This is a genomic window from Sphingobacterium multivorum, assembly GCF_039511225.1.
Taxonomy (GTDB): domain Bacteria; phylum Bacteroidota; class Bacteroidia; order Sphingobacteriales; family Sphingobacteriaceae; genus Sphingobacterium.
This window is the reverse complement of the sequence record NZ_CP154261.1, coordinates 3,627,634-3,652,549: the sequence shown is the minus strand read 5'-3', so window position 1 is coordinate 3,652,549 and position 24,916 is coordinate 3,627,634. Positions and strand designations below refer to the sequence as shown.

The window sequence follows — 24,916 nt, the reverse complement described above, 5'->3', positions numbered from 1 at the left end:
AATAAGATGAAAATAAAAACGAAACTTACCTTTGGTGTAGGATCACTTTTTCTCATGATCTTTCTACTCGCCGCTTTAAGCGGCTGGTATGTAAACCGGTTAAAAAAGGATACCGCAAATATATTGACAGCAAATTACAATACGCTGCTGTATGCCAAGAATATGTTATTGGCTTTGGAGGAAATTCCTGTTGAAAAAACTGCTTTTAAGAACTTCGAGGTCAACCTTGACAAACAACGGAGAAATGTTACTGAAGTCGGAGAGCAACAAACAACGAACGCGATTGCTGAACATTTTTTAAAACTGAAATATAAGCCCTTAGACATCACTATTATCTCGTCCATCAGAAAGGATATTGCTTTGTTAATGGAGCAAAATATGACGGCAATTTCTCGGAAGAGTATTGTTGCGGATCGCACCGCAGAACATGCAATTTTGGTCATTTCATTTGCTGGGGCACTCTGTTTTATTATTGCTTTTATATTGCTGGTCAATTTGCCGTCCAATATAGCTGATCCCATAGCAAAATTGACAGCGAGTATTCGACAGATTGCAGGACAGAACTACAAAGAACGAATTCAGGTACAGAGCGGAGGTGAGTTTGCTGAACTCGTCGCTTCATTCAATTCCATGGCAGAGAAACTTGAAGAATACGCTGAAAGTAAACTTGAAAAAATTTTAAAGGAAAAAAGTCGAATCGAGTCTCTTGTGGATCATATGCATGATCCGGTGATAGGCTTCGACGAAGAGCGACGTGTTATTTTTGTCAACGAGGAAGCGCTTCGCATCACCAATCTACATAAAGATCAACTTCTCGGAAGATCTGCTTTGGCGGTTTCAGATGAAAATGATCTTGCTAAAGATATTTTTAAAGACCTGTTCCTTCCTGTGGAGCAACGTGAAAAGAATGCTGTTAAAATTTATGCGGACGATAGAGAAAGCTATTTTGAGAAAGATGTTATCGATATCAATGTTTTGCCGACAGGTGAACTGGAATCAAAGTTTATTGGGCAGGTGGTTATCCTAAAGAATATTACGCCATTTAAGGAACTTGATCTTGCAAAAACAAACTTTATCGGCACCGTTTCTCACGAGTTCAAAACACCTATTGCTGCAATTCAGATGGGGGTTCAATTGTTGGAAAATGAACAAATAGGCCATCTGAATACCGAACAGCTCACCTTGTTAAACGGAATAAAAGAGGATTCTAACCGACTGCTTCAAATAACCGGTGAACTGTTAAATATGACCCAGGTTGAAAGTGGTTCCATCCAAATTAACTTACATACGACAGAAATACAGCCTATTATTGAATATGCTATCATGGCGAATCAATTTGCTGCGAATCAAAAAAATATACACTTTGTTATAGAGGTAGATCCCAAAGTGAAAGCTATATTTGCTGACAATGAGAAAACTGCCTGGGTTCTTACCAATTTTCTTTCCAATGCGATACGTTACTCGCATGAAGATTCGGTCATTCGTATAGGGGTGGAAAATAACGAACTTAAAACAAAATTTATCGTTACCGACAGCGGGCAAGGGATCGAGCCTAAATATCTGGATAAAATATTTGCACGCTACTTCCGTGTACCAGGGGCCAAAAAAGGTGGAACAGGACTTGGTTTAAGTATTAGTAAAGAGTTTATAGAAGCGCAAGGAGGCGAGATTGGTGTTGAAAGTGATTATGGCGCAGGAAGTTCTTTCTATTTTTCATTACGTACTGCTATTCCCGATAATTAATACATACTAATCGGATCGTATCTGTTCCTATAGTGTATTATGACAACACGACAAAGTTGGATCCGGTGAGAACAGTTTTTGAGATTATAAGTGGTGCCGGCGAGCCACTCATAATCTCAAAAATGGATTAATGGTTAACTAAAGCCATAGCACCTTCGCTGTATCGAGCTCCGATATTAGGGTATTTATGGAGTATTTCATCGATTGTTTTTAAATCATCATTCGATAATTGTATGTCAAGGGCGCCCACATTTTCTTCCAGGTATTTTCTTTTTTTAGTTCCTGGAATGGGAATGATGTCATTTCCCTGTGCCAGTACCCACGCTAAAGCGAGCTGTATAGGACTACAGTTTTTATCTTTTGCCAGTAGAGAGAAGTCGGCGACCAATTGTGCATTGTTCAAAGCATGTTCGCCTTGATTACGCGGTAAGGTTCTTCTAAAGTCGTCCGAAGCGAGATTTTCTAGATTTAAAGAATTTGAAAATAATCCACGCGCTAGCGGTGCATAAGGAATTAAACTTATCCCCAATTGACGTACAGTCTTTAGGATTTCTTTTTCTACATCGCGTGTAAGGAGCGAATATTCGCTCTGTAAAGCAGCTATAGGGTGTACGGCATTTGCTTTGATGATTGACGCAGGGGATGCTTCGCTTAAGCCAAGATACCTCACTTTTCCTTCTTTAACCAATTCCGCCATAGCGCCTACGGTCTCTTCGATGGGAATATTGGGATCTACGCGATGTGCATAATAAAGATCTATGGTATCTATTCCAAGGCGTTTTAAACTTTTTTCCACCGCTAATTTTATCCATTCGGGCGAGCCATCGAAATAGGTGTTTGCCGTACCACTTGGACCTGCTACTTCATCTTTAAAGCGAAACCCAAATTTTGTTGCAATAAAAACTTTGTCACGGTTGGGAACAAGTACTTTTGAAATAAGCTCCTCATTGGCACCGTTGCCGTACATATCTGCGGTATCCCAAAAATTAATGCCTAGGTCCAATGCTCTTTCCAATGTAGCAATACTCTCTTTCTCGTCCGTAGGTCCGTATGCAAAGCTCATTCCCATACAACCTAATCCAATCGCAGAGAGTTTTTCATTTGTTGTTCCAAGATTTCTATATTTCATAATAATGATATTTTGTTTAATACAAAAGTACACATGGAATAAACGAAGGGAGTTAAGACAATCAAACAGATTGTTATACAATTCAAACAGTACCGCTTCGGACTTGGTTTGGGGACATCCCCGTTTGCTTTTTGAAGAAATTGGTGAAATAGGAAGGATATTCAAATCCCAGGCTGTAGGCAATATCCGATATATTCCAATTGGTATGCAACAACAAAGCTTTGGCTTCTTGGGCCACACGGTTTGCAATGTGTGTACTGGTGGTTTTGCCTGTGGCTTCTTTTACCGACCTGTTGAGGTGATTGATATGAACCGAAAGCGCATGAGCATAATCTGCAGGGCTTTTCAACTGTAGGCTAAGCTGAAGGGTATTGATTGGAAATTGTCTTTCTAGCAGCTCAAGAAATAGTCCCGATACCCTGGTTGAGGCGTTGGTATAAGATCCAAAACTCGCTGCGGGACTCGATTTCATCGTTTCATGAATTAGAAGATGCAGATAACTTCGCAACATATCATCTTTATGAACGTAGCTTGAGTTCATTTCAACCATCATCTTTTGGAAGATTGCAGAAATTTCTACTAATTGTGTTTCATCCGGAAAATAGATCGGATTGCTGCCTATCTTGAACAGCGGGGAGTCTTTTAGACTCTCTATCCGTTCACTATGCTGTATAAATTCCTCTGTAAAAACACAATACCATCCTGATTGTTCTGAGGATTCCGGTTCCCAAGCATAGGGGACAACTGGATTCGCAAATAACATGGCCGGTTTATCGATTTGTATCCACTTATCTGCGTAATATAGCTTTCCACGCCCTATAATAAGGGAAGTTTTATAAAAATCACGGCGATTGTACGGAGATACGACAGTACAGGATTCTCTACTGAAAACATTGAAATGCCCAATTCCTGTATTATTTAGCGGCAAATCCAAATTAGTTAAACCTGGTTGCCTTTTGTAAAAATCTGTTACACTTTCGGCTGATTTCATATCACTAAATTAAAAAAAGTGAAACAATCCTAGGTCATAAATGGATCAGTTTCTCAAAAATGAATTCCAATTTTTGGTTAGCTAATGGTATTTTATTTAAACTGTTTGCGATCTTGTTCGTATTTTTGCGTTATCCAATAATTGTTTTTCTTTATCACAAAGATACCCTTTACATGTTATGGCCATGATTAAAATTTATCATAATAAAAATTGTAGCAAGAGTTGTAATGCATTGGAAGTGCTACAGCATCAAGCTGTGGATATAGAAGTGCAGGAGTACTTAAATGATGTTCCAACCAGAGACCAGTTGATTGAATTATTGGGGCAACTCAATTTAAAACCTTTGGAACTTATCAGAAAAGGAGAATCTGTTTTTCAGCAAAAATTCAAAAATCTTCATTTGACCGATGAGGAATGGATCGATGCGATGTTAACGTATCCGGTCTTAATTGAGCGACCTATCGTTGTAAAGGATGGTGTAGCCGTAATTGGTCGACCTATTGAAAAAGTTGTAAAGCTCATTTTGGCTAAACAATAAGTTGGCTTGATCTTTGTAACTTCTTTTTTATGAAGCATTTTATGAATATATTGACAGCTTTGTTCGATATTTTTAAACTATTTGTCTGATCTAACTCATACTTATCTTCAGTGATCTGAACAGACTATTATTTGAGCAAATTAAGTTTATTGATGTCAAAGAGGCTATCTATGGTTATGTTTACTTAATCAAGGGCTTGCTGACGTGTTCGGATGCAATATGCTGGTCATTTTTTTCTTATCATTTTCAAGGGCAACAAAGGGAAGATCAGACAGTACTCGGATTCTAACTTTCGACAGTGCTTAGTCAGTGCTTGTTCAGTGATTACTCAGTGCTTGTTCAGTGATCATTCAGTGTAGACTGAATAAACAATGATTGACTACTGTCTAAAAATTGATTTAAAACTGTTATTAGATACAATTTGGTATCAATGTATTTCAGTTTTATCCTTGATGTCTATGACCTACTCTAGTAAATAAGGAAATCATACAGTCTACTTGTATTTAATTGGTTAAAATATTTGAAATTAACAATTATCATGTTGTTTTCAAATATTGATTGTTAAGCTACAAATATCGCTAAGTTTTGACCTAATATGGGTTCCAGATTTAAGGGGTGAATAATTATGTGCAGATTTACGGTGATCAATGAAAACATGGGGTATGTTTTCACGATTTTACAGATTTAAATACTTCATTAAATATTTTTAGTTTGAAAAGAGTCCTTATTATCCTGTTCATATTGCTGGTTTCATTTTTAATTGCAGCGTTTTTTATAAAAGTCAACAAGAGGGAAACCCTACTCTATAAGATACAGCAGTGGGTTAGCTACGATGCAGCAGATTGGGAAAATTACGAAAAAAATAAGCAGCTATTGGCTTCCGGAGCCACCGCAGTAACGACGACAGAAGTGACGGCTGCCGAAGATGATCTATATCCGGTCGATACGAATCGCATATCGCCGGAATTTAGGGCTTTAGAAATCGAAAAAACTAAAAAAGCAGATTTTGGGCGATTAGTAATAGCAAAGTTACGACCCGATCATGAGGATGCACAAATTGCATTAATTCATCTCACAGATCGTAAATTGACCGATGTGATAATCAATCAGAAGATTAATATTAAAGTTGGAACTTGTTTTGAAAACCCAAAAACAGCAGGTAATTATCGCTGTGTAAGTTGTATGATTTTACTTTACAATCGAGAGAAGAAAGATTGGGTTGAAGCTCCAAACGGCGAGAATTTCTTGAAAAATGCCTATGATTTCTACGAGGTGTCCGAAGGGGATATTTGGCAAGCACGCGAGCTGTCCATGAGAATCCCGTACGATTATGCGCTGGTAGCAAAATATAGTAAGTAAGATTTCTTTTAAGTAGTTAATATCAATACCGTTATGTTTAAGTTTTTGAAAGAATTATTGAATGCGGCAAAGGAAGGTGTAAATGAAGCCAAAGATGAACTTACTTTGAAAGCCGAAGAGGAAAAAAGGACGGGAAGTTTAGTACCTGATAACACTATACTTTTGAATATTCCTTATGAAGAACAGTTTGGTAATGCGCTAGGGGCCGCATTTAGAGTGATTGTTTTTGGGGATTGGTTTACAGTATTCGGAAGTACCGGAGATGATGGTAGTTATCCGATTCACTTATATCAATTTGGTAGTTATCCAAGAATTGATCAATATAGAAGTGATTTTATCAAATTGCTAAAGAAAGATTTTGGTATAACGGATAGAGAAACTTGTCTTCAAATGTTGAGTTCATACTTTACGTTACTTGGGATAGAAAAGACAGGGACCGCATTGGAGGGAAAAAACGGCAAAATTGATACATCCATTTGGGATATCTCCAAATCAGGGGTAAATGCCTTTGTTGTTGCTGTAGTAAGTCATATTACGACATCCGCAACGGACGTTGGATATTTACCAAAACCTGTGGCATTAAATGTTCTCAAGAGTTTGTCACTATATGCGAGAAAGCATTTTATTGATTGGTTGCAATTTTCCGATTATTTCCTGGAAGGAGAAGATCAAGTTGGTGTAAACAGTAAAATTGGGAAATCTTACTTGAAAAGGTATATTGGGTATCTTAAAGAAAAGAAAGGAAGTCCTTGGAATAATATCGCATGGTAGAATGGTAATCATTCCGTCTGAGTGTTGTCTAACGTGGCCTTCACATCCACTACATTTTACAGCTTTGGATTTGCTGTATCAATTTGAACAACAAATCGCTCAGAAACAACTCGGTGACCATAGCTATTTCGAAGGATTAGATGCTATCGAGAAAGATGAAGGGGGAATTCCGATGTTCTATCTGACTTGTGGAAGTTAATTTCTTTTTGTGGAATAAATGAATTCTAAAGGCATCATTTTGGTTATCAGTTGTGTGTTGATCGTTGTCGTGTTCATAGAAGTCTATAGAAAAAATGTAGCTAAGAATTATTTATACGGTGTTAAAAAAAGCTATGAAATGAATGATCATTTTGAGAAAGGTAAATTAAGAAAGCTGTCATCACGTCCCTTTTTATTTGGTATAGAAGATAATCTGCTAACTGACGAAGATTATTTTTTTGATGAAAATTATTTCTATGCTGTCGGTCGAAGAGGCGGGGCAGGTAGATCCTTTAGGTTAGTGGATATCATTGAGCTTCGTAGGACATCGACTCAAATTAATAATCACTATATCTGGCAAGTCGTTGTTCAATTGGATAGTAAGGGACAGTCCATTTTCAGTTTTACGCATAACTATTCCCTCTGGAATAGGAATTTCTATGCTTTTTATCAAAAAATACGGGAACTAAATCCACATGCAATCAAATCAAAATGGAGTTTGTGGAGGATGTAACAAATTCAATTTCAGCGTTTGTTTTGTACAGAAAAAGTTGGCGTAACTAAAACCGTAATCTAATAACTTTTGTTATTTTAAGTAAAACGTTATGGGCAAATTACGATTATTGATCATGAATGTGTTGGCAATTTTTATTTATGGAGCTTGTCAATTTTCTCAGCGCCCACCACAATCCAGTACAAATGAATCTAAGCACAAGGCACAGGAATTACCTTCTAACGTAACCTTTTTTGGTGGTGGAAGATCTAAGGAAATGAATATGGTATCAGGGAAAACAGATACTATTTTCATTTCAGTCCATCAGGCAGATTCGGTTCTTATCAAAATAAAAACTCCCATGGATACAGCCAATGTACGAATTAGTCAGCTTTTTCTGCCCGATGGTTCTTCTGATGGCCCTTTTGGCAAGGAGCTTACCTATAGATTTAAAGATGTTGGCCAATATCATATTACTGTGAATGAGAATAAAATGATAGGGAATCACTATTCAGGGCCATATCTAGTGCAAATTGTGCCAATAGTTCAATCTTTCTAGGCTATTCGACATCGCCTTTGTATTTAATCGTATTATTTACATAAAGCGCTGATTTTTTAGCATCATATCTATAGCTATCCTTCTGATAAATGTCATTCTCAACTTTATCCAAGATAATGGTATTTTTATTGTCATCGGGTAAGAATAATTCTAGCTTTGATTTATCCTCGCTAAGGACAACAAAGGCACTAATGACAGCTTTCCCTTCTTCTTTCTCCGTTGGATTTAGGCGTAAGCCAACATTAAAGACCTGGATACATCCTTGTTTGATCTCACTCCAAGTTTGTCCTGCCGCGACCAAACAACCGTGTTCATCCTTGTTGCCGCCGATCGACGGGGTTGCTTCTTCCTTGCTTTGATCAACTGCTTCTTTGGATTCATTGTTCTTGGGAGTATTATTACAGGCCGTGAAAGTAATAAGACTCATTGCTATAAATGCTAATTTTCTCATTTGAATCGGTTTTTATATGTTCCATGAGGTTCGTACAATAAATATACCACAGTCATCTGTTTATTCTTTAATCGACCCACTACGTTAGATTTTCATCCTTTAATTAGCTATAAAGTGTATCTCTACAGTATCACAGAAAAATGTGTAGCGTACGTCAATATTGTCATAGGACAAGTCGAATTTCTGTATAGTTTATTAATATTGTGATGTCGTTCAATGTAGCCTTTTATCTCAGTACATTAAACGGAATGATTTTAAACCGGTGTAGATAGATAAAAGGATTCTTATCATTTAAAACATCCTATGAAACATAAAGATCAACCTGTAAAAAAATTGGTTTCGGTTATTTTAGTTGAAAAGCAGCTAGCTGATGTTTGGAAATACTGGAGTGATGCTGATGCCATTATGCAATGGAATATTCCATTTGACGATTGGCACTGTCCGGCTGCTGGTATCGATTTTAGGGAAGGAGGGATGTTTAATTTTAGAATGGAACAAAGAAATAGTCGCGAAGGATTTGATTATGTGGGTGTGTACGATGAGATTATTTGGATGGAGTCTATTGAAAGTAACAGTGGGGGAAGAAAGTGTATTGTGGAATTTCAGGCGATTGACAACAATACAATTATTCGCGAAACTTTCGACCCTGATCCGTTTACAAGTTTGGACCTGCAACAGTCTTTTACCGATGGGGTATTGTTAAGTTTTAAAAAATTTATAGAAAACAAATCGCTGTAGAAGCGTGTTGCTAATGATAAAAATATAGACCATTTAATATAAATTATGCGTGAAATAGAATCGAAAAGCGGTTATGCACCTGCTAACGGGATAAAACTTTACTACGAAATATTTGGCACAGGAAAACCTCTCGTACTGATTCATGGTGGTGGCTCCTCCGGTTTTTCGGATTTTGAGGAGACTGTAAAAAGGTTGCATGATCAGTATCAGTTGATTTTGATAGATCTCCAAAATCATGGAAGATCCGATCATCGATCCTCAGCTGAAACATTCGATCAGGATGCCAAAGATATTTTGGCTGTTCTAGATTTTCTTTCCATCGGAAAAGCTTCGTTTTTTGGCTTTAGTAATGGAGCGACAACCCTTTTGAAATTTGCGACGATGTATCCAGACAAGGTCGAAAAGCTGATAGCAGCATCTGGAAATACCAAAAGAGAGGGGCTTCTGGATGGTTTTTTTGAAAGTATGGAAGCGTCAACTATTAACGATATGCCGCCGTTTCTGAAGGAGAATTTTATGAAGCTGAACCCAGATCCGGAGAAGTTTAGAAATATGTATGAAAAAGACAGTCAGCGGATGATACACTTTCAGGATTTTGACGCCGAATCGTTAACGCGTTTGACCTGCCCCGTATTTTTGCTAGGCGGAGACCAAGATGTTGTGAAAACGACACATTTAGCCGCTATGCAACAGCAGATTCCTGCTGCACGATTACTTATTCTACCGGCAAATCATGGCAACTATATGATGGCTGATTTTAATGGCGATGTCAACGTTGAACTGATTGATTTTACATTAAAACAAGTACAACAATTTTTGGAATCTAAATGATGTTCGGGTTATCGAATAACGGAGCCCTAATGATTTATCGGTAATTACGCATATTGCGTTCCAATTTACGCATGCGCTGTTCATTTTTCCCGTCAACACGCGATGCAACCGCCCATATGGCTGCGGGTATCCAACCAAGTATAGTTATCTGAAGGATCAAACAGAGAATGCCACTTAGAATTTTACCACGTAAAAAAAACGATAACCAAGGAAGTAAAACTGCTATTAGTATCATAAGTAAAAGGTTTATAAACATTAAAATACAAAATTACGGTATTCACTACTAAAAATTGCAAATAATATCAACTTAAGCAAAATAAGTAGTTTTTTTTATAATTGTAATGTGTTGATATATAACGCTTAGTGGTTTTGTTCTGTTAGCTTATGTAAATGTTAAGAAAACTTAAAACATGCTATTGGATAGCCAAATTTAAAAATTTTAAGGAGGAGTGGCACCAAAGTTGATGTTTCCCTGTTGAATATTTTAGATGCAGATTACATATAATAAATGACGGAAAACATGGGAAACGATAATAATATTATTGAGAATTTAAACAGCAAATATCATGGATATCTAGAAGATGAGGGGAAATGGCTCAATGAAGGATTTAAGAATATTTTCATCGATGGGGAACCAAGTAAAGCAAATTTGAAAACCTCAGTTTATCTGATGTTACCCCAAGAGATCAGAGAATATGTCGATCAGTTGTTACCCAACGATTGATTATAAAATTATACGAACAAGTAAATCAAATTAAAAGGTTATTAAAATCAAATTTTTCTGATTTTAGTAACCTTTACTTGTTTAAACAGGGGGGACAGACCATATCTCCATTAAATACCATATTCTTTCACGGTTTGGCAAATTTGCTCTTTTTGTTTTCGGCTTAATACGTTCAACATGGTCAGGATTTCTTTACCTTGAAAAGTCTCAAGCTCAAGTCTCGGACCCAACCAATTGCTTTCAATAATGCGGATATTAACGATTTGAATGTAGGGCACGAATACCAGCGCATCCAAATCTGCCAAAGCCCAGACACTCCCGGTCTTTTTTTCGATCCGTTTAAAATACAATCCTTTTTTATCTGTCCGGGCTCGGATAACTTTCCTGCTGTTTTTTAGAAGAAGGAAGCCGCCGATAATAAAAGATAAGTGGAGTAACAGCATAAATAATGAGACTAAAAAGCGAAATACATCTTTAAAGTCAAGTACCATGGCGCTGAAATTCTCTTTAAGTGAATTATGAGGATGATAACCGATAAAACAAGTCGATATCCCCATTAAAATCAAAATACTGCCAATGATAATGGATCGCCAATTTGGTAGGTAATAATTGATAAAGGTTTCACTGTCTGTAGCTGCTAATTTTCTCCTTTTCATATCTAAATATAGGGACCTTATAAATTGACTGCATCGAAGAATTACAATTCGTTCAGAAGCATTTATAATTCGACAACTATTAGTTATAAGGGCATGAAGTCTGTTTTTGAAATTATTATGAACTTGTTTATGGTCGCATCGAAATCCATGCTACCGAAGATTGGACCACTGTACATCTGCTATCTGGATGAGGTTGATACGAAAGAGTTAGGATACATTTGCACTATAAATCAAACTATTTAATGAAATGAATTATAACATTAGAAAGGCAAGTCTTGAGGATCTTGATCAAGCAGCAGCGTTATTCAATCTTTATCGAATTTTCTACAGACAGGAATCGGATTTGGAAAAAGCCAAAGAATTTTTGAGGGAGCGATTTTTGAACGGAGAGTCAGAAATCTTTTTGGCAATTCAGGGCGAACATGCTGTTGGTTTTGTTCAGCTTTATAAATTGTTTCATTATACTAAATTGCAGCGGCAGTGGTTGTTGAGTGATCTATTTGTGCATCCTGATCATCGGAGTAAAGGTCTTTCGGTTCGGCTTATAGATCGAAGTAAAGCTTGGTGTGAAGAGACTGGAGCTTGTGGTCTGATGCTTGAGACCGAGAAAACAAATGTTATCGGTAATAGTCTTTATCCGAGGTGTGGATTTGAATACGACGGCATGCATAACTATTATCATTGGTGGCGATAACTTTAATTGGATCGTCAGTGCACTCCAGCGCCTGGCGATCCAATTGGCAACTGAGATTAATTAGACGGCATCGACAGTCATTTTACCCCATTGGGCACTGCTGCCTGGATTAAGATTTTGAATCCGTGCTATCACTTCATCACCCACTGTTTTGTCAAAAATATTTTTCATAATTTCAATTTACGAAATAATAATCTACATTAATTGAAGTATAATATCACATTTAAAGGCTCATCGTTTACAGTTACTTTCTTTTCGGTAGGCCCACTTTTATTGCTGTACCTCAATGTATAAGACTGATTTTTTTTCACGATAAATGTTAAATGATCATTCGCATCCTGCAGTTTAGTAGCAGTCGAGCCTCCGCCAATTTGATCATTTCCTTGGAAGATATCTACATTGCATTTTGTTCTTCCTTCCGGTTGACATTGATCCTTACTGAGATACATGGTTACGTTTAGACGGGTGTAAGATTTGTCCTTCAATTGTTGGCTATATTGCTGATTGAATAGATCAATATAGCGCTGAGAAACATTATCGGCATACACTTCTGTTTCACTCCACGCCGGGAATGAGGTAGCTGCCGGTTTGTAGGAAGCCGCATAAATAGAATGTTCCTTGCTATTCGGATCGGCTTTACCCGCGTCTGCTAAAAACCAGCTGTAATTCAGGTCTTTGTCCGGATAATATTCAGTAAAATACCATTTACCATTAATCCACACCTCGACCCAACTGTGGTTACCACGGTTGTCATGCCAGTTTGGCGTTCCCGCAATCCGAGCCGGTATACCTACTGATCGCAATGCGTCGATCAATAAAATGGATAATCCGGTACAAGAAGCCATTCCTTGGCTTATCGATTCAGATGGATTTTGATCTGCTTTTTTTCGTTGCGTATTGTAATCGACTTTCACTTCATCTCTGATATTCTTATTTATGGCTACAATGGCATCTTTTATCGTTTTGCTATTTGTCACATATTTTGAGAAACGATCGTAGAAGTCACCACGCCAATCGTCGAGATCTTCAGAAAATACCCGATAGGGCAATACCTCATTTAGAAAAATTGAATCTGGAATTTCCTTTGCCCAGGAAAACGTTGATCTTGCATGGTAAGCCTTTTCAATATTATGGATAAGATGATCACTCTTAATAGTCGTTAAATCATTCTTGGGCATATAAGCTATGAGAAAAGCCGCTCCTTCACGCATTTCTTTGGGTAGATTCGCTAGTACTTTCTCTAATTCAGTGCGATTCATACCGGCAGCTTTTAGTGCATTTTTGACCGGTTTTTGATACTGACTTGGCAACGAGGAAAGCTTGAAATCTTGTGCAGATACGTTGAAAAAAATGGCTGTAGACAAACAGCAGAAAACGAAAGAAAATACCTTTTTGAACATCATATGAGCTTGCTTGTTCTTGATCTATTTAAATTAACACAATTTGTATATTTCAAACATAGATAAATTGATTTTTATATGCAAGAATACGTTTTATAGTCTGACTAGTAGCTTGGAAGCCCAATTTATTTAGTGATGTTTCTGAATTTGAGCAGAAGGACTCCCAAATAGCAAGCGACCACGAACGATGTCCTTTTAGATCTCGCTACACGCCTTATAAGTTCACAGGATCTAATCCCGCATAATTTCATTTGCAAATGAGTACAAATTTATTTTAGTTTGAAGATCTTTATGGCAAAGTAAAGATCATAACCCAAAAAATAATTTAAATGACAATTCCGATGAAGCCGTTTCATTTTCTATATTATAGTGTATGCTGTCTGATCCTTTTATCGGGTATCCTGTATTCCTGTCAATCGCAAGATCCAGACAGGGTGATACTTGAAAAATTGGATAGAACCTTTAATGCATCCAAATTTTATGGCCCCAAGATAAAAAGGAGCGAAGAGTTGCTGCATGCGGACGTTAAAAGTATGGATAAGAAAGAGTTGAAAGTAGTTTTTGAAACCGCCATATTTAAAAAGGATACGCTTGCTGTTTTTAATTCAGAAGGGAGTTTGCCAACACCATTTTATATCGAGTCTACTGCAGTCTGGGGAACACGAAAATTAAAGCCGGTCAGAGATTTCGGTTATCGTTACACCACGGTTTCTTACAATGAAGATAAGGACACCATAGCCATATTAAACGGAGTTCCTTTTCCAGCGTTGACAGTGGCAGAGGATAAAAATGGTGAATTTGCTTATCTATATGCACTGAAGACTTCAAAAAATAAAGATGATTTTCAAAATATTTACAACTATCTACAGAAGACGTTTACAAAATTGAAGGTTCAAGATGATGCGGGAAGTGATATAAAAGGTTGGGAAAATAAAGACTTTTACTATTTTTTGCATAAAAAAAATAGAAGGGAAGAACAGATTTTTTCATTTGGAGAAGATGAAGACGACAAACCGACTACTACAGACATCGCCGATATCCGTTTGGAAATTTATTCTAAAATTTACATCCAAAATATGCAAAAAGAGCAGGTTTACTTACCGGATTATATTCCCAGTGTTAATTAACAGCCTTTAAAAATGGGGCACCGGTAAACTTGTTACAAATCTGCATGGACGATTTTGTTTATATTTACGTCCTTGTAAAAAAATCAATCAAATCGTTTTGTTTTTATGTCCGATACTCAAATACCGACTTCCGTTTATGCAGATACCAAACCACATTATGCAGTACTTGACGGGTTACGCGGTGTAGCAGCTATAACTGTTGTTTGCTTTCATATTTTTGAAGCCTTTGCGACGAGCCATTTAGACCAGCGTATTAATCACGGTTATTTGGCCGTTGACTTTTTCTTTATGCTTTCAGGTTTTGTCGTGGGCTATGCTTATGACGATCGTTGGAAGACAATGACAATAAAAGAATTTATCAAGCGTCGGATAATACGTTTACATCCGATGGTTGTAATGGGTGCGATCATTGGAGCAGTCATGTTTTATTTTCAGGGATGTTCTGTTTGGGATGTGACTAAGGTGACATTTTCTTCGCTGGCGATCGCGACCCTTTTGAATGCCTTGTTGATTCCTGCCATTCCAGGACAAGAAGTGAGAGGGCTTGGGGAGATGTTTCCATTAAATGGGCCGAGCTGGTCGTTGTTTTTCGAATACATCGGTAATATTCTGTATGCATTGATTATTCGTAGATTTTCAACCAAAGTATTGGCTGGGCTCGTTGCTTTATTCGGGATAGGGTTGGCGGCCTTTGCGATATTGGGACCTTTGGGAGATATCTGTGCTGGTTTTTCACTCACAGAAACGGAATTTACGGCGGGTTCACTTCGTCTTTTGTTTTCATTTACAGCTGGCTTATTCTTATCTAGAGTATTTAAGTCTTTACAGATCAAGGGCGCATTTTGGATTTGTAGTTTGATCCTAGTGCCACTTTTGGCCATGCCGCGCATTGGTGGGGCCGAGCATTTATGGATGAATGGTCTGTACGACACGTTATGTTGTGTTGTTGTTTTCCCTTTGCTTGTTGTTTTAGGAGCATCTGGCAAGGGAGAAAGCGGTATTACAAGTTGGCTTTGCAAGTTTTTAGGCGATATATCCTATCCTTTGTATATGGTACATTATCCCTTTATCTATCTATACTATGCTTGGGTTAAGAATGAAAATCTGAGTTTTGAAGAGTCCTTGCCCGGAGCAGCGGCTGTTGTGATCGGAAGTATTGTGCTTGCATATGGCTGTTTGAAGTTATACGATATACCCGTACGGCAATATTTGTCAAAACGATTTCTAAGATCAAAAGGGAAATAGATGCTAGCAAACTAATCCTATTATTTATTATAAAATAAGAAAACACCATTTTTTGGTGTTTTTTTATGCATGTTACCTAGGACAGTGATCTGTACATAGAGAAAATATCTTGTCATGTTAAATAACGCTTCAATGTCAGTCTTTTTCAAAAAAAACGTTGTTATATTTCGACGAATAAAATACCAAATAGAAGCCTAAAGGGCTTCGGTATACCGTTGGATCCGAAGCAAGAATATGATGAGTGGGGAAGTCCATCCACAGTTTTAAGCGTGCGGATTGGTAAGGACAGACTGTTTCGATCTTGCCTTTGTAAACTTTGGATACTTTACCCTCACTTACGACGTTGAAATAAATCGAATCGTTATCCTTTATGACAAAATTGTAGCTATTATATTGCCAGTCAGCTTGTTTTCCTGGGAACAGGTCACGCTTTATGTGGTAGGTACCATAATAATCTTCTTTTTTTAGGATTTTTGGGCTCGTGATCCATTGAAAAAATTGAGACAAAGAAAAAAGTATAATTGCGCCACCGATCAGAGATAAAATTGCATACCCGAAGAATCGTCTTTTTGTGATAACCCCGCATAACAGCAGAATTATCAGCAACGGTATAAAGATAAATACTCCAAATCCCATATTTTTAGACGTTGTGTAGAAAGCTCCTTTCTAAATTGAAAGTTTAACTAAAGTAGCCCCATAGCTACCAAATCCAACACAGTATGCCTTCTATTGGCTAATTTATTGTTGACACATGCTTCAAGGATTTTTTTGACACCATTGGAATAAGAATCATGTCCGAGGACCTTGGTCTCAATTTTAATTTCATCATTTTTATCTTTGATCACAATCTGATGGTAGGCATGCTTTTCTAAGTAGGCAATGGGAATATGGATTTTATAAGCTTGCGTTTTTGCATCGCGAATAGAGATAATGCGTTCATGAGCAACATGTAAAGAATTGGCTATATGATAAGCTGTACCTGGTTCAGTAAGCTTGGAGGACTGATGAGACTCCATAATAGATATTTCGTAGTCTTTGAAATTATGACCAAATTGTTGAAGCATATGGAGTGTTTTTAGCAAAAGTATGGAGGTATTTGGGCAAATGACAAGTGGAAACGCTGTCTCGAGCTTTTCGGTCTCTAGCCCTGTAGACAATTCAATGAATACCGAATCCGTACGTGCACAAAAATCAAGACAATCTTGCAACTCCCAACCCGATCCGGCATGTATAATGATCGATGGCGACGACGTTGTAATGGATGGCTGCCAAGGTAGAATTTCTACATTGGGGATGGAATAATCGGCTTCCAGTATCGCGTTTGCCAGTTTTCCTGATCCAACTACAAAGGCTTTTTTTGTATTCATATTGTTTGTTTTATCAAAACATCCGCTATCCTTTTGACTATGAAACGATAAAATGATACCGGATGAAATTGCAATGAAGTAAAGGTTATGCTTGAGCCGGGTAAGTTACAAAAATAGACGGTAAAATTTAATCTTTGCTATTATGGAATTATTCTTTTTTTGCGCATTTCGTCAAAGAGCTGATAAAACATTTGTTCGGTGTCAATAAATTCATGAAAGCCGAGACGCCTTGCCTTTGTGCCATCGGCAAAAAAATCATAATCCCAAGAAAATACAAAATCGCCAAAAGGCCAAGCTGAAACTTGATCATAGCTATAGCTTAATAAATGCTTTTCTTTTAATTTTTGCCATATAGGCTCCTTATCTGCCATCATTGTGTTGAGTGATAGCGGAATAGGGTCAGCGCTTTCCATATCAAAATAGGCCGCTAATTTGGGCCATAGTTCCTTCCAGCGGAAGAGATCGCCGTTGTTAATGTTGAAGGCTTGATTGGCCGCTTGTGGATTGGTCGAGGCCCATACCGTTGCTTTGGCTAATAGTGTTGCATCGGTCATTTCCATCAATGTCTGAAAAGCGCCAATTTTTCCTGGAAATCGAAGTGGAATACCGAGTTCTTTTGAGATAGATGCATATACAGCAATGAGCATCGCTAGATTCATGGGATTATTGGGGGCCGTTCCACCAACAACTGACGGACGCATCGCTGACCAAGTCCATTTCTTACCCTTTTGCAATTGTTCGAGGTATTGCTGTTGGCTGGTATTGAATTCCGGCGGCATATGTCCGGCATCTGATTCTTTGGCTGGTGTCTTGAAAGGGCCCAGATGAGCACCATATACTTTATACCCTTGCATTAAGCTGATGTGCTGAAGATCACTTGCTACCGGTTCCACTGCGGTCAAAACATTGCTTAGCATTTTCATATTGGGCTCCACTAGCTCGGCCCAGGTCGGTCTATCCTGATAAGCAACGTAGTAAATATGGGTTACGGTATCCAAGTTGCCTAGCTTTTTGAGACAATCGGCTATATCCAATAAATCTACAGCGATAAAACGAACGTTAGTCCGATCGGCATTTGCTCGTCGTGATAAACCTATAATTTCCCATTCCTCCATCTTTTCAAGATAGTCTATGAGATTGTTGCCAATAACGCCATTGGCGCCAACAACTAAAGCGGTGTTTTTTCTAGTCTTCATCTTTCTATATTACTTATAGGGCCAAAGTTAGTTGGAAGCTTAGTGGGTTTTAATGTAAAAATCCAATATAATTAGGTATATTTCTGAAATGAAACGTTATCGTCAGTTTGAACCGGTGCTTATTTCAGGGTTTAAGATGCTTGAATGGACTCATCCGGAACACAATCACAATCATTACGAGTTCATTTTTATTCGTGAGGGGACAGGGCGACATATCGTTAATGGGCATTCATTTCCTTACAAAGCAGGGTCGATCTTTCTACTAGGGCCAGATGACCAACATTATTTTGAAATCGAACAACTCACCCATTTTGTATATCTTAAGTTCACCGACGCCTACCTTGGTCGTAACAGTTCGGGTTCTACGTCCGCTATACAACAGCTGGAATATCTTATAAAAAGTAGAGAAACTCATCAGATGGGGTTTCAATTAGTTGGAGAAGATAATGCGATAATAACACTGATCTTTGATACCCTTCTCTTATTAAGAAAAGATCAAATTGGAAATCAGGAGCTTATTTGGTTCCAATTATTCAGTGTTGTACATGTTTTGCAGCGGAATATGCCCGAATTGCGTAGCAATAGTTTTAAAAGCCGTGACCTGCAGGCCATGTTTTGTTATATCCATAAAAATATTTACGATCCAAATCGTTTACGGATACAAATAATGGCGGAGCATTTTAACATTGCCAACGATTATCTCGGTATTTACTTTAAACGTCAGGCAGGAATTACCTTACGCGAATATATTCAAAACTACCGCAATACATTAATACGTCAAAGAATAGCAACAGGAAGAGTTACCTTAAAGGAAATTGTCGCTGAATTTGGGCTGACTGATGTAAGTCACCTGAATAAGATTATACATAAAACGTAGTGTATTTCCGTCGATGTATTCAAATCAAATGTAATCTAGCAATAGTTGAGCAAAATAGCTTATGAATGTAATAGGTTACCGGCCGAGTCGGAAAGGATTTAGAGAAGTAAAATACGTATTAAAAATTTTAGAAAATTGAGATGTTATATAGAAATATTGCGGAAGAGATTATCCGATTAGCGCAGGACGACGAATCAATGCGGGAAAAGTTATTGCAGAGGGGAGAGCTTCATGGTGGATATCATGTGGAGATGGAAACCATTCACCGACGGAATGCAAAAAGATTACGTGAAATCATTGCCGAAATAGGTTATCCAACTATTTCAAAAGTCGGCGAAGCAGCTAGCAATTCAGCTTGGCTGATTGTTCAGCATGCGATAGGAGAACCTCAATTTATGCAAGATTGTTATCAGTTGCTTCTTGATAATATCATGGACATCAATCTCGCAAACCTGGCTTATTTGCACGATCGAATTCAGGTTTTCAAAAGTAAGCCGCAACGTTATGGGACACAGTTAAGCAGCTGTGGCAGTATTTATCCCGTGGAAGATAAAAATGCAATAAACAGCTTAAGGAGCACAATGAACCTTTTACCCCTTAATCCTAAAGAAATGAATAAAATTGAAGATGTGGAGCGAATTCCATTTCTGGATCAGGAGAACGACACCTACAATGAGTGGCGAAAAAAAGTTGGCTGGGTGAATTGATTTTTCGACATTTTTTGTAGATTTGTCGAGTAATGACAGGTCAACAAGAAAATATTAAAGAGGAAATTATCTTATCATCCATGAAAGTGTTTGAAACCTATGGATTTGCAAGGGTTTCCATGCAGGATATTTCAAAAGCTTGTGGAAAGGGGCGGAGCACGTTGTATTACTATTTTACCAGTAAGATGGATGTCTTTGATGCGATTGCGGAGTACTTATGTCAGCAAGTGTTTGAGGTCGCGAGTAGAACTTATAACAGGGAAGCTTCACTGGAAGATAATTTAGTTGGTTTTTTACAAGCAAAACTACGTCAGATTAATTTAATTACGAAACGCTTTCATCTCGCATTCGAAGATATGAAATCCGACCCAGCCTTGATGGTTTCAAAAACACGATACATGCTGGATGACGAGATTAAGCTGATTCGTGAAATGATTGAATTAGCCGTTAGGAAAGAAGAAATTCAGGCCTTGGAGGAAAAGGATATCCTGTTTTTATCGGAAATGTTAGTGACAACATCACGTTGTTTTGAGCAGGAAGTTTTACTTTTTGATCGTTTTCCGGATTTTGAAGCGAGGCTTTCCTGGTTGACAAGTATATGTGTTAAGGGGCTGCGCTAGCCATTCGACAGGATAACGAGAATAAGTTATTGTAAATAGTAGGGACGTATATCGTTCTTTTTTTAGGAGGTGGTTTCGACAAAAATACAAAATATGTCTATTTTGATTGATCGATTCTTTTTATACAGACAATAAACAGGATGACAACTATGGTGTTAAATGCGAAAGTAGGCAAGTCGGTGGATAGCTTTGCATCAGAAAGATGCGTTTTGGTCATGGTGGAGACAGAGGAAACGATCCGCCCTGAAATGATGGGGGTACTGGATCCCGATATCGATTGTTATTTGTTGATACACAATGATGTGGAGCGCTTGGATAGCCTAGCTCTTGCGCTGGAAAATGAAAATAAAAGGGTTCGACTAGCCCGAGATTTTGAGGAACTGAAACAGATGCCTTTTTTGAACCACCAATTACAACAAATTGCCGTTAAAATTTTGAAATAATCTAAATATGTATAAAGTTGTTTATTCTTTATCTCGTAAGCTGAAGTGGAAAGCCAGCGAGATTTATCATTTTCTCTATCAGAGTTTCCCGGAGATAAAAAATATTGATTTATTGTTGGATGATCAGCAATTTTTGCTTGTCCTGCGGATTAGTACCCGATTGGAATTTTCTATTCTGAACATCTGCCAGAAACAGGGGTTGGCAATGCAATTTGTACAGGTAGAAGATACTGATTAATCCGTCTGTACAGGTAGAAGATGCTGATTAGTTCGTTTGAACAGGTAGAAAATCCTGACGAACCCGTGCGGTTTACAAAGCTTAGCTTATCACAGATGTTCAAGCATGATGCGATGAGCCGTAAAGAAACAGCAACTTGAGCTTTATGGCAACATAATTCTGAAAGTTGCTTTTTACTTTTGTTATCGTTTCTTCAAAACATTTTTTCCATCCATTGGTTAATTTTATCGTGCGGATGGAATCTGTGTTGTACATAGGAATTTTATGCAGTCATTTAAAACAGAAAACAACAATTTTATCAAGTATGAGTACATTTTCAATTAGAGCTTTTGGAACAAGTGCACCAACGGCCGATCTAAAACAGATGGATATTGAACGTCGCGAAGTGACGGAGAAAGATGTCGAGATTGATATCTTATTTTGTGGAGTTTGCCATTCGGATTTACATACAGCGCGAAACGAATGGGGTGGGACCGTTTATCCGAATGTACCCGGCCATGAAATTGTGGGGCGAATTACTCAAGTTGGCTCAGCGGTAACCAAGTTTAAAGTCGGCGATTTGGCTGGTGTAGGCTGTATGGTAGATAGTTGTCGCGAATGTGAAAGTTGTAAGGAAGGACTGGAACAATATTGTGAAAATGGAAATATTCAAACCTACAATGGACACGATAAGCACCTTAATAAACAGACATTCGGCGGTTATTCCGAACGCGTTGTAGTAGACCAGGATTTTGTGCTCCACATTCCTGAAAATTTGGATCTTGCAGCAACAGCGCCTTTATTATGTGCTGGAATTACCACTTATTCACCTTTGAGGCATTGGAATGTGGGACCAGGAAAAAAAGTAGGTATCGTAGGTATCGGCGGCTTGGGACACATGGGGGTAAAAATAGCGAAAGCAATGGGAGCACAAGTTGTTGTCATTACAACGTCTGCGTCTAAAGTGGATGACGCCAAACGTTTAGGTGCCGATGAAGTGATCTTGTCAACTGATGCAGAACAAATGAAAGCGCATGCGGGAACTTTACATTTCATTTTAGATTGTGTTTCGGCACAGCATGACATCAATGCCTATTTAAGTTTATTGAAACGAGATGGTTCCCTGACTCTTGTTGGTGCTCCGGAGCATCCACTTCCTGTGGCTCCTTTTAGCCTGATTCCAACACGTAAGAGTTTTTCAGGTTCGATGATCGGGGGGATAGCCGAAACACAGGAGATGCTTGATTTTTGTGGTAAACACAATATTATATCCGACATAGAGCTGATTAAAATGCAGGATATCAATCATGCTTATGATAGACTATTGAAAAGTGATGTTAAATACCGGTTTGTTATTGACATGGCAAGTTTGAAAAACTAACACAATAAAATTATTCAATGCTGAACCATCAAGGGGAATTTCAAGTACCTTTGATGGTTCAGTCTGTTTATAGAGGTATTTTTACCTAATTGTTGAGTTAACCTTTTACCCTTTAAAATTGTTAACATGGGTAATGATGGTAAATATTGGTCGTTTTTATGGAAAAAAATAAAATTATTGTGTTTTGGTTTCGTCGTGATTTACGGCTGGATGATAATGCCGGGCTTGCTCGCGCGCTGGCTTTGGGTTATCCGGTACTACCTATATTTATATTTGACGAGGAAATTTTGATGCAATTGCAGGATAAAAGGGATCGACGTCTTCATTACATCCATCAGGCTTTAACCCGTATCAATACTATACTAGGGGAAAGTGGTGCAACGTTGAATACGTTCTATGGTAAACCTATCGCTATCTACAGGAACTTGGTTGAAAAATTTGATGTGCAGGGCGTCTATTGTAATCGGGACTATGAGCCAATGGCAATTGCGCGGGACAAAGAAATTTTTGAGTTCTTTCAAGCTAAGGGAATTCCCTTCAAAGCTGTGAAAGATCAGGTTATTTTTGATAAAGCAGATATCTTAAAGAATGATGGGACACCATATACGGTTTATACGCCTTATGCAAAAAAATGGCGTGAGAAATTACGTCCTGAGGACCATCGTTCCTATACCTACGCAATGGAATCCTTCGTTCAGCAAAAGCATCAGCAGATCATTTCTTTGGAGAACTTAGGTTTTTTAGAGACCGATCTTAGCTTTAAAGAACCACACCTGGATGCTACTATCATTGATTACTATGATAAAACCCGCGATTATCCAGCGTTAATGGGCACTACTCATTTGGGGATAGCACTTCGTTTTGGAACAATCAGTGTACGTCGGTGTGTTACCTTTGCTTTAAAACACAATGCGACCTGGTTGTCTGAATTGATCTGGCGTGAATTTTTTATGCAGATTCTCTATCACTATCCGCATGTTGTTACCGAATCCTTTAGAAAGCAATACGACGCCATACAATGGCGGAACGATGAGGTAGAATTCCAGCAATGGTGTGAAGGACAGACCGGATATCCTTTAGTAGATGCGGGTATGCGCCAATTGAATACTTCCGGTTATATGCACAATCGCGTACGAATGGTCGTAGCCAGTTTTCTTTGTAAACACCTTTTGATTGACTGGAGATGGGGAGAGGCCTACTTTGCGCAAAAATTAAATGATTATGATCTGTCGGCCAACAATGGTAACTGGCAATGGGCCGCGGGCAGTGGCTGTGACGCAGCCCCGTATTTCAGGGTTTTTAATCCGACGCTACAGGCTGAGAAGTTCGATAAAAATCAGGAATATATAAAAAAATGGGTTCCTGAATTAGGTACTCCAGCCTATTGTGAGCCTATTGTTGACCATCAGATTGCCCGTGATCGTGCAATAAAGACCTACGCAAAGGCGTTGAAATAATAGTCTTGAATGTCTACATCTTACGAGAGGTTTTAAGGACCAGCAAGTCGGAGTAGACATTCAATGTATCTCATTTTTATCGATCTAAAAACTCGGCAACGAATGCGTCGAATGCCTGTGGATTTTCAGCTTGAACCCAGTGACCAGCATTAGGAATTGTTTTAAATACGGCATTTGGAAATTGTTCCATGATCTTAATCTTATCTTCAGGTAATATATATCTTGATTTTTCTCCTGGTAGAAATAATGTGGGGCCGTTGAATATTCCTGATTTTACCCCGACAGTAATAAACTCCGTATATTTATTTTTTAAAACATCCAGATTAAAGCGCCAATCTAATTTTCGATCTTCTCTGATATATACATTTTTCAATAAAAATTGGATAACACCCGGATCACTCAAGTAGTGTTCAATCTTTACTTGTACATCTTTCCTGTTTTCTAGCGTTGTAATATCTACAGCAGATAGCGCGTCGAATATGTCTTCATGATGTGGAGGATAAGCTTTCGGGGCTATATCAGCGATGATCAGTTTTTCAATCTTTTCAGGATGGTCAATAGCAAATTGCATCGCTACTTTTCCGCCTAAAGAGTGGCCCAATAGCAATACTTTATCTGCTCCAATGGATGCAATATAGGATAGCAGATCGTCTACCATAACTTCCACCGACATATCTTCACTATGGAAACTTCGTCCGTGATTACGAAGATCGAGTAGATGTACCTGTCTTTTCTCGCCAAAACTACGACCAAAGGATCCCCAGTTGTCTGCCATGCCAAAAAGCCCATGCAGGACAATTAATGGAGTGCCACCGTTATCTGAGCCATATATTTTGCTGTGTTGTAATTCTTTCAATGCCATGATATCTATTATTACGATTTATCACCTGTATGTGACGTGTATATGCAGCGAAGTTAGCTTTTGTTGGTGATTTTTTGATCGAAATTATGTAAAACATTACATAACTTTCTATCCATCCCGTCTTATCGCTCTTATCAAAATG

At 38.1% G+C, this 24,916-nt stretch carries 30 protein-coding genes; 20 read left to right on the top strand and 10 right to left on the bottom strand.

Features of this window, described 5'->3' with window-relative positions; translation table 11 throughout:
• Positions 1–6 precede the first annotated feature (6 nt).
• Positions 7–1,743 (top strand): HAMP domain-containing sensor histidine kinase, encoded by a 1,737-nt coding sequence (locus AAH582_RS15320; protein WP_343318460.1) that lies wholly within the window; start codon positions 7–9, stop codon positions 1,741–1,743.
• Positions 1,744–1,870: 127 nt separating this feature from the next.
• Here the strand turns inward: AAH582_RS15320 and AAH582_RS15315 are convergent, their stop codons facing one another.
• Complete coding sequence (locus AAH582_RS15315) at positions 1,871–2,872, bottom strand: aldo/keto reductase (RefSeq protein WP_046674575.1); 1,002 nt, start codon at positions 2,870–2,872, stop codon at positions 1,871–1,873.
• An 82-nt stretch (positions 2,873–2,954) separates the two neighbouring features.
• A complete protein-coding gene (locus AAH582_RS15310) occupies positions 2,955–3,863 on the bottom strand; it encodes a helix-turn-helix domain-containing protein (protein WP_046674576.1) in 909 nt (302 codons plus the stop codon).
• A gap of 184 nt (positions 3,864–4,047) precedes the next feature.
• Here AAH582_RS15310 and AAH582_RS15305 point away from each other — a divergent pair, with 184 nt between their 5' ends.
• From AAH582_RS15305 to AAH582_RS15280, 6 genes are all read left to right on the top strand, one after another.
• Positions 4,048–4,401: an arsenate reductase family protein gene (locus AAH582_RS15305; protein ID WP_343318457.1), complete on the top strand. Its 354-nt coding sequence runs from the start codon at positions 4,048–4,050 to the stop codon at positions 4,399–4,401.
• A 711-nt stretch (positions 4,402–5,112) separates the two neighbouring features.
• Positions 5,113–5,760, top strand: coding sequence for a hypothetical protein (locus tag AAH582_RS15300; RefSeq protein WP_343318455.1), 648 nt, complete (start codon positions 5,113–5,115; stop codon positions 5,758–5,760).
• A 33-nt stretch (positions 5,761–5,793) separates the two neighbouring features.
• Positions 5,794–6,531: a DUF1266 domain-containing protein gene (locus AAH582_RS15295; protein ID WP_343318453.1), complete on the top strand. Its 738-nt coding sequence runs from the start codon at positions 5,794–5,796 to the stop codon at positions 6,529–6,531.
• Position 6,532: 1 nt separating this feature from the next.
• A complete protein-coding gene (locus AAH582_RS15290) occupies positions 6,533–6,730 on the top strand; it encodes a hypothetical protein (RefSeq protein WP_070565425.1) in 198 nt (65 codons plus the stop codon).
• Between the two features lie 138 nt (positions 6,731–6,868).
• Complete coding sequence (locus AAH582_RS15285; protein WP_156167670.1) at positions 6,869–7,243, top strand: hypothetical protein; 375 nt, start codon at positions 6,869–6,871, stop codon at positions 7,241–7,243.
• A gap of 91 nt (positions 7,244–7,334) precedes the next feature.
• Positions 7,335–7,781, top strand: a complete 447-nt coding sequence (locus AAH582_RS15280; protein WP_343318450.1) for a hypothetical protein — start codon at positions 7,335–7,337, stop codon at positions 7,779–7,781.
• A 1-nt stretch (position 7,782) separates the two neighbouring features.
• On the opposite strand, the gene AAH582_RS15275 is transcribed toward AAH582_RS15280, so the two are convergent.
• On the bottom strand, positions 7,783–8,232 hold the full coding sequence (locus AAH582_RS15275; RefSeq protein ID WP_286842541.1) for a hypothetical protein: 450 nt from the start codon (positions 8,230–8,232) through the stop codon (positions 7,783–7,785).
• A 303-nt stretch (positions 8,233–8,535) separates the two neighbouring features.
• Between AAH582_RS15275 and AAH582_RS15270 the strand changes: the two genes are divergently transcribed.
• Both AAH582_RS15270 and AAH582_RS15265 read left to right on the top strand, forming a co-directional pair.
• Complete coding sequence (locus tag AAH582_RS15270) at positions 8,536–8,970, top strand: SRPBCC domain-containing protein (RefSeq protein WP_343318445.1); 435 nt, start codon at positions 8,536–8,538, stop codon at positions 8,968–8,970.
• A 45-nt stretch (positions 8,971–9,015) separates the two neighbouring features.
• Complete coding sequence (locus AAH582_RS15265; protein ID WP_336829834.1) at positions 9,016–9,801, top strand: alpha/beta fold hydrolase; 786 nt, start codon at positions 9,016–9,018, stop codon at positions 9,799–9,801.
• A 34-nt stretch (positions 9,802–9,835) separates the two neighbouring features.
• Here the strand turns inward: AAH582_RS15265 and AAH582_RS15260 are convergent, their stop codons facing one another.
• A complete protein-coding gene (locus tag AAH582_RS15260; protein WP_046674694.1) occupies positions 9,836–10,036 on the bottom strand; it encodes a YqaE/Pmp3 family membrane protein in 201 nt (66 codons plus the stop codon).
• A 285-nt stretch (positions 10,037–10,321) separates the two neighbouring features.
• On the opposite strand from AAH582_RS15260, the gene AAH582_RS15255 reads away from it, so the two are divergent.
• Entirely contained in the window at positions 10,322–10,525 is a 204-nt protein-coding gene (locus tag AAH582_RS15255; protein WP_139144971.1) for a hypothetical protein, read from the top strand.
• Between the two features lie 110 nt (positions 10,526–10,635).
• Here AAH582_RS15255 and AAH582_RS15250 read toward each other — a convergent pair whose 3' ends face one another.
• The gene (locus AAH582_RS15250; protein ID WP_046674585.1) at positions 10,636–11,181 is read right to left on the bottom strand and encodes a hypothetical protein; all 546 of its coding nucleotides are present in this window, start codon (positions 11,179–11,181) and stop codon (positions 10,636–10,638) included.
• A gap of 247 nt (positions 11,182–11,428) precedes the next feature.
• Between AAH582_RS15250 and AAH582_RS15245 the strand changes: the two genes are divergently transcribed.
• The gene (locus tag AAH582_RS15245) at positions 11,429–11,875 is read left to right on the top strand and encodes a GNAT family N-acetyltransferase (RefSeq protein ID WP_115049334.1); all 447 of its coding nucleotides are present in this window, start codon (positions 11,429–11,431) and stop codon (positions 11,873–11,875) included.
• A 200-nt stretch (positions 11,876–12,075) separates the two neighbouring features.
• On the opposite strand, the gene AAH582_RS15240 is transcribed toward AAH582_RS15245, so the two are convergent.
• Complete coding sequence (locus tag AAH582_RS15240) at positions 12,076–13,278, bottom strand: transglutaminase-like domain-containing protein (RefSeq protein ID WP_343318440.1); 1,203 nt, start codon at positions 13,276–13,278, stop codon at positions 12,076–12,078.
• Between the two features lie 338 nt (positions 13,279–13,616).
• Between AAH582_RS15240 and AAH582_RS15235 the strand changes: the two genes are divergently transcribed.
• Both AAH582_RS15235 and AAH582_RS15230 read left to right on the top strand, forming a co-directional pair.
• Positions 13,617–14,402 (top strand): hypothetical protein, encoded by a 786-nt coding sequence (locus AAH582_RS15235; protein ID WP_343318439.1) that lies wholly within the window; start codon positions 13,617–13,619, stop codon positions 14,400–14,402.
• 105 nt (positions 14,403–14,507) lie between these two features.
• Positions 14,508–15,647 carry an acyltransferase family protein gene (locus AAH582_RS15230; RefSeq protein ID WP_343318437.1) on the top strand — a complete coding sequence of 380 codons (1,140 nt, stop codon included), beginning with the start codon at positions 14,508–14,510 and terminating at the stop codon, positions 15,645–15,647.
• Between the two features lie 135 nt (positions 15,648–15,782).
• Here the strand turns inward: AAH582_RS15230 and AAH582_RS15225 are convergent, their stop codons facing one another.
• From AAH582_RS15225 to AAH582_RS15215, 3 genes are all read right to left on the bottom strand, one after another.
• Entirely contained in the window at positions 15,783–16,283 is a 501-nt protein-coding gene (locus AAH582_RS15225; RefSeq protein WP_046674589.1) for a hypothetical protein, read from the bottom strand.
• Between the two features lie 47 nt (positions 16,284–16,330).
• The gene (locus tag AAH582_RS15220; RefSeq protein WP_343318436.1) at positions 16,331–17,014 is read right to left on the bottom strand and encodes a dihydrodipicolinate reductase C-terminal domain-containing protein; all 684 of its coding nucleotides are present in this window, start codon (positions 17,012–17,014) and stop codon (positions 16,331–16,333) included.
• A gap of 140 nt (positions 17,015–17,154) precedes the next feature.
• Positions 17,155–18,210 (bottom strand): SDR family oxidoreductase, encoded by a 1,056-nt coding sequence (locus AAH582_RS15215; RefSeq protein WP_343318435.1) that lies wholly within the window; start codon positions 18,208–18,210, stop codon positions 17,155–17,157.
• Positions 18,211–18,298: 88 nt separating this feature from the next.
• Between AAH582_RS15215 and AAH582_RS15210 the strand changes: the two genes are divergently transcribed.
• The 7 genes from AAH582_RS15210 (at position 18,299) to AAH582_RS15180 (ending at position 23,912) form a co-directional block, all read left to right on the top strand.
• The gene (locus AAH582_RS15210; protein ID WP_115049324.1) at positions 18,299–19,087 is read left to right on the top strand and encodes an AraC family transcriptional regulator; all 789 of its coding nucleotides are present in this window, start codon (positions 18,299–18,301) and stop codon (positions 19,085–19,087) included.
• A 140-nt stretch (positions 19,088–19,227) separates the two neighbouring features.
• A complete protein-coding gene (locus AAH582_RS15205) occupies positions 19,228–19,794 on the top strand; it encodes a DUF6624 domain-containing protein (protein WP_046674593.1) in 567 nt (188 codons plus the stop codon).
• A 32-nt stretch (positions 19,795–19,826) separates the two neighbouring features.
• Positions 19,827–20,414, top strand: coding sequence for a TetR/AcrR family transcriptional regulator (locus AAH582_RS15200; RefSeq protein WP_046674594.1), 588 nt, complete (start codon positions 19,827–19,829; stop codon positions 20,412–20,414).
• Between the two features lie 140 nt (positions 20,415–20,554).
• Complete coding sequence (locus AAH582_RS15195) at positions 20,555–20,857, top strand: hypothetical protein (protein ID WP_147282053.1); 303 nt, start codon at positions 20,555–20,557, stop codon at positions 20,855–20,857.
• A gap of 7 nt (positions 20,858–20,864) precedes the next feature.
• Entirely contained in the window at positions 20,865–21,095 is a 231-nt protein-coding gene (locus AAH582_RS15190; protein ID WP_046674596.1) for a hypothetical protein, read from the top strand.
• Between the two features lie 304 nt (positions 21,096–21,399).
• On the top strand, positions 21,400–22,455 hold the full coding sequence (locus AAH582_RS15185) for an NAD(P)-dependent alcohol dehydrogenase (RefSeq protein WP_112376208.1): 1,056 nt from the start codon (positions 21,400–21,402) through the stop codon (positions 22,453–22,455).
• A gap of 158 nt (positions 22,456–22,613) precedes the next feature.
• Complete coding sequence (locus tag AAH582_RS15180; RefSeq protein ID WP_343318431.1) at positions 22,614–23,912, top strand: cryptochrome/photolyase family protein; 1,299 nt, start codon at positions 22,614–22,616, stop codon at positions 23,910–23,912.
• Between the two features lie 76 nt (positions 23,913–23,988).
• On the opposite strand, the gene AAH582_RS15175 is transcribed toward AAH582_RS15180, so the two are convergent.
• Positions 23,989–24,774: an alpha/beta fold hydrolase gene (locus AAH582_RS15175; RefSeq protein WP_343318429.1), complete on the bottom strand. Its 786-nt coding sequence runs from the start codon at positions 24,772–24,774 to the stop codon at positions 23,989–23,991.
• Positions 24,775–24,916: the final 142 nt, after the last annotated feature.

Bases quoted from the DNA above. Each gene is read 5' to 3' on its own strand.
- AAH582_RS15280 (WP_343318450.1), top strand. From the start codon at position 7,335: ATGGGCAAATTACGATTATTGATCATGAATGTGTTGGCAATTTTTATT.
- AAH582_RS15230 (WP_343318437.1), top strand. From the start codon at position 14,508: ATGTCCGATACTCAAATACCGACTTCCGTTTATGCAGATACCAAACCA.
- AAH582_RS15320 (WP_343318460.1), top strand. From the start codon at position 7: ATGAAAATAAAAACGAAACTTACCTTTGGTGTAGGATCACTTTTTCTC.
- AAH582_RS15175 (WP_343318429.1), bottom strand. From the start codon at position 24,774: ATGGCATTGAAAGAATTACAACACAGCAAAATATATGGCTCAGATAAC.
- AAH582_RS15220 (WP_343318436.1), bottom strand. From the start codon at position 17,014: ATGAATACAAAAAAAGCCTTTGTAGTTGGATCAGGAAAACTGGCAAAC.
- AAH582_RS15275 (WP_286842541.1), bottom strand. From the start codon at position 8,232: ATGAGAAAATTAGCATTTATAGCAATGAGTCTTATTACTTTCACGGCC.
- AAH582_RS15265 (WP_336829834.1), top strand. From the start codon at position 9,016: ATGCGTGAAATAGAATCGAAAAGCGGTTATGCACCTGCTAACGGGATA.
- AAH582_RS15245 (WP_115049334.1), top strand. From the start codon at position 11,429: ATGAATTATAACATTAGAAAGGCAAGTCTTGAGGATCTTGATCAAGCA.
- AAH582_RS15290 (WP_070565425.1), top strand. From the start codon at position 6,533: ATGGTAATCATTCCGTCTGAGTGTTGTCTAACGTGGCCTTCACATCCA.
- AAH582_RS15250 (WP_046674585.1), bottom strand. From the start codon at position 11,181: ATGAAAAGGAGAAAATTAGCAGCTACAGACAGTGAAACCTTTATCAAT.
- AAH582_RS15190 (WP_046674596.1), top strand. From the start codon at position 20,865: ATGTATAAAGTTGTTTATTCTTTATCTCGTAAGCTGAAGTGGAAAGCC.
- AAH582_RS15240 (WP_343318440.1), bottom strand. From the start codon at position 13,278: ATGATGTTCAAAAAGGTATTTTCTTTCGTTTTCTGCTGTTTGTCTACA.
- AAH582_RS15255 (WP_139144971.1), top strand. From the start codon at position 10,322: ATGGGAAACGATAATAATATTATTGAGAATTTAAACAGCAAATATCAT.
- AAH582_RS15260 (WP_046674694.1), bottom strand. From the start codon at position 10,036: ATGATACTAATAGCAGTTTTACTTCCTTGGTTATCGTTTTTTTTACGT.
- AAH582_RS15305 (WP_343318457.1), top strand. From the start codon at position 4,048: ATGATTAAAATTTATCATAATAAAAATTGTAGCAAGAGTTGTAATGCA.
- AAH582_RS15225 (WP_046674589.1), bottom strand. From the start codon at position 16,283: ATGGGATTTGGAGTATTTATCTTTATACCGTTGCTGATAATTCTGCTG.
- AAH582_RS15180 (WP_343318431.1), top strand. From the start codon at position 22,614: ATGGAAAAAAATAAAATTATTGTGTTTTGGTTTCGTCGTGATTTACGG.
- AAH582_RS15195 (WP_147282053.1), top strand. From the start codon at position 20,555: ATGACAACTATGGTGTTAAATGCGAAAGTAGGCAAGTCGGTGGATAGC.
- AAH582_RS15270 (WP_343318445.1), top strand. From the start codon at position 8,536: ATGAAACATAAAGATCAACCTGTAAAAAAATTGGTTTCGGTTATTTTA.
- AAH582_RS15205 (WP_046674593.1), top strand. From the start codon at position 19,228: ATGTTATATAGAAATATTGCGGAAGAGATTATCCGATTAGCGCAGGAC.
- AAH582_RS15235 (WP_343318439.1), top strand. From the start codon at position 13,617: ATGAAGCCGTTTCATTTTCTATATTATAGTGTATGCTGTCTGATCCTT.
- AAH582_RS15285 (WP_156167670.1), top strand. From the start codon at position 6,869: ATGAATGATCATTTTGAGAAAGGTAAATTAAGAAAGCTGTCATCACGT.
- AAH582_RS15315 (WP_046674575.1), bottom strand. From the start codon at position 2,872: ATGAAATATAGAAATCTTGGAACAACAAATGAAAAACTCTCTGCGATT.
- AAH582_RS15215 (WP_343318435.1), bottom strand. From the start codon at position 18,210: ATGAAGACTAGAAAAAACACCGCTTTAGTTGTTGGCGCCAATGGCGTT.
- AAH582_RS15185 (WP_112376208.1), top strand. From the start codon at position 21,400: ATGAGTACATTTTCAATTAGAGCTTTTGGAACAAGTGCACCAACGGCC.
- AAH582_RS15310 (WP_046674576.1), bottom strand. From the start codon at position 3,863: ATGAAATCAGCCGAAAGTGTAACAGATTTTTACAAAAGGCAACCAGGT.
- AAH582_RS15210 (WP_115049324.1), top strand. From the start codon at position 18,299: ATGAAACGTTATCGTCAGTTTGAACCGGTGCTTATTTCAGGGTTTAAG.
- AAH582_RS15295 (WP_343318453.1), top strand. From the start codon at position 5,794: ATGTTTAAGTTTTTGAAAGAATTATTGAATGCGGCAAAGGAAGGTGTA.
- AAH582_RS15200 (WP_046674594.1), top strand. From the start codon at position 19,827: ATGACAGGTCAACAAGAAAATATTAAAGAGGAAATTATCTTATCATCC.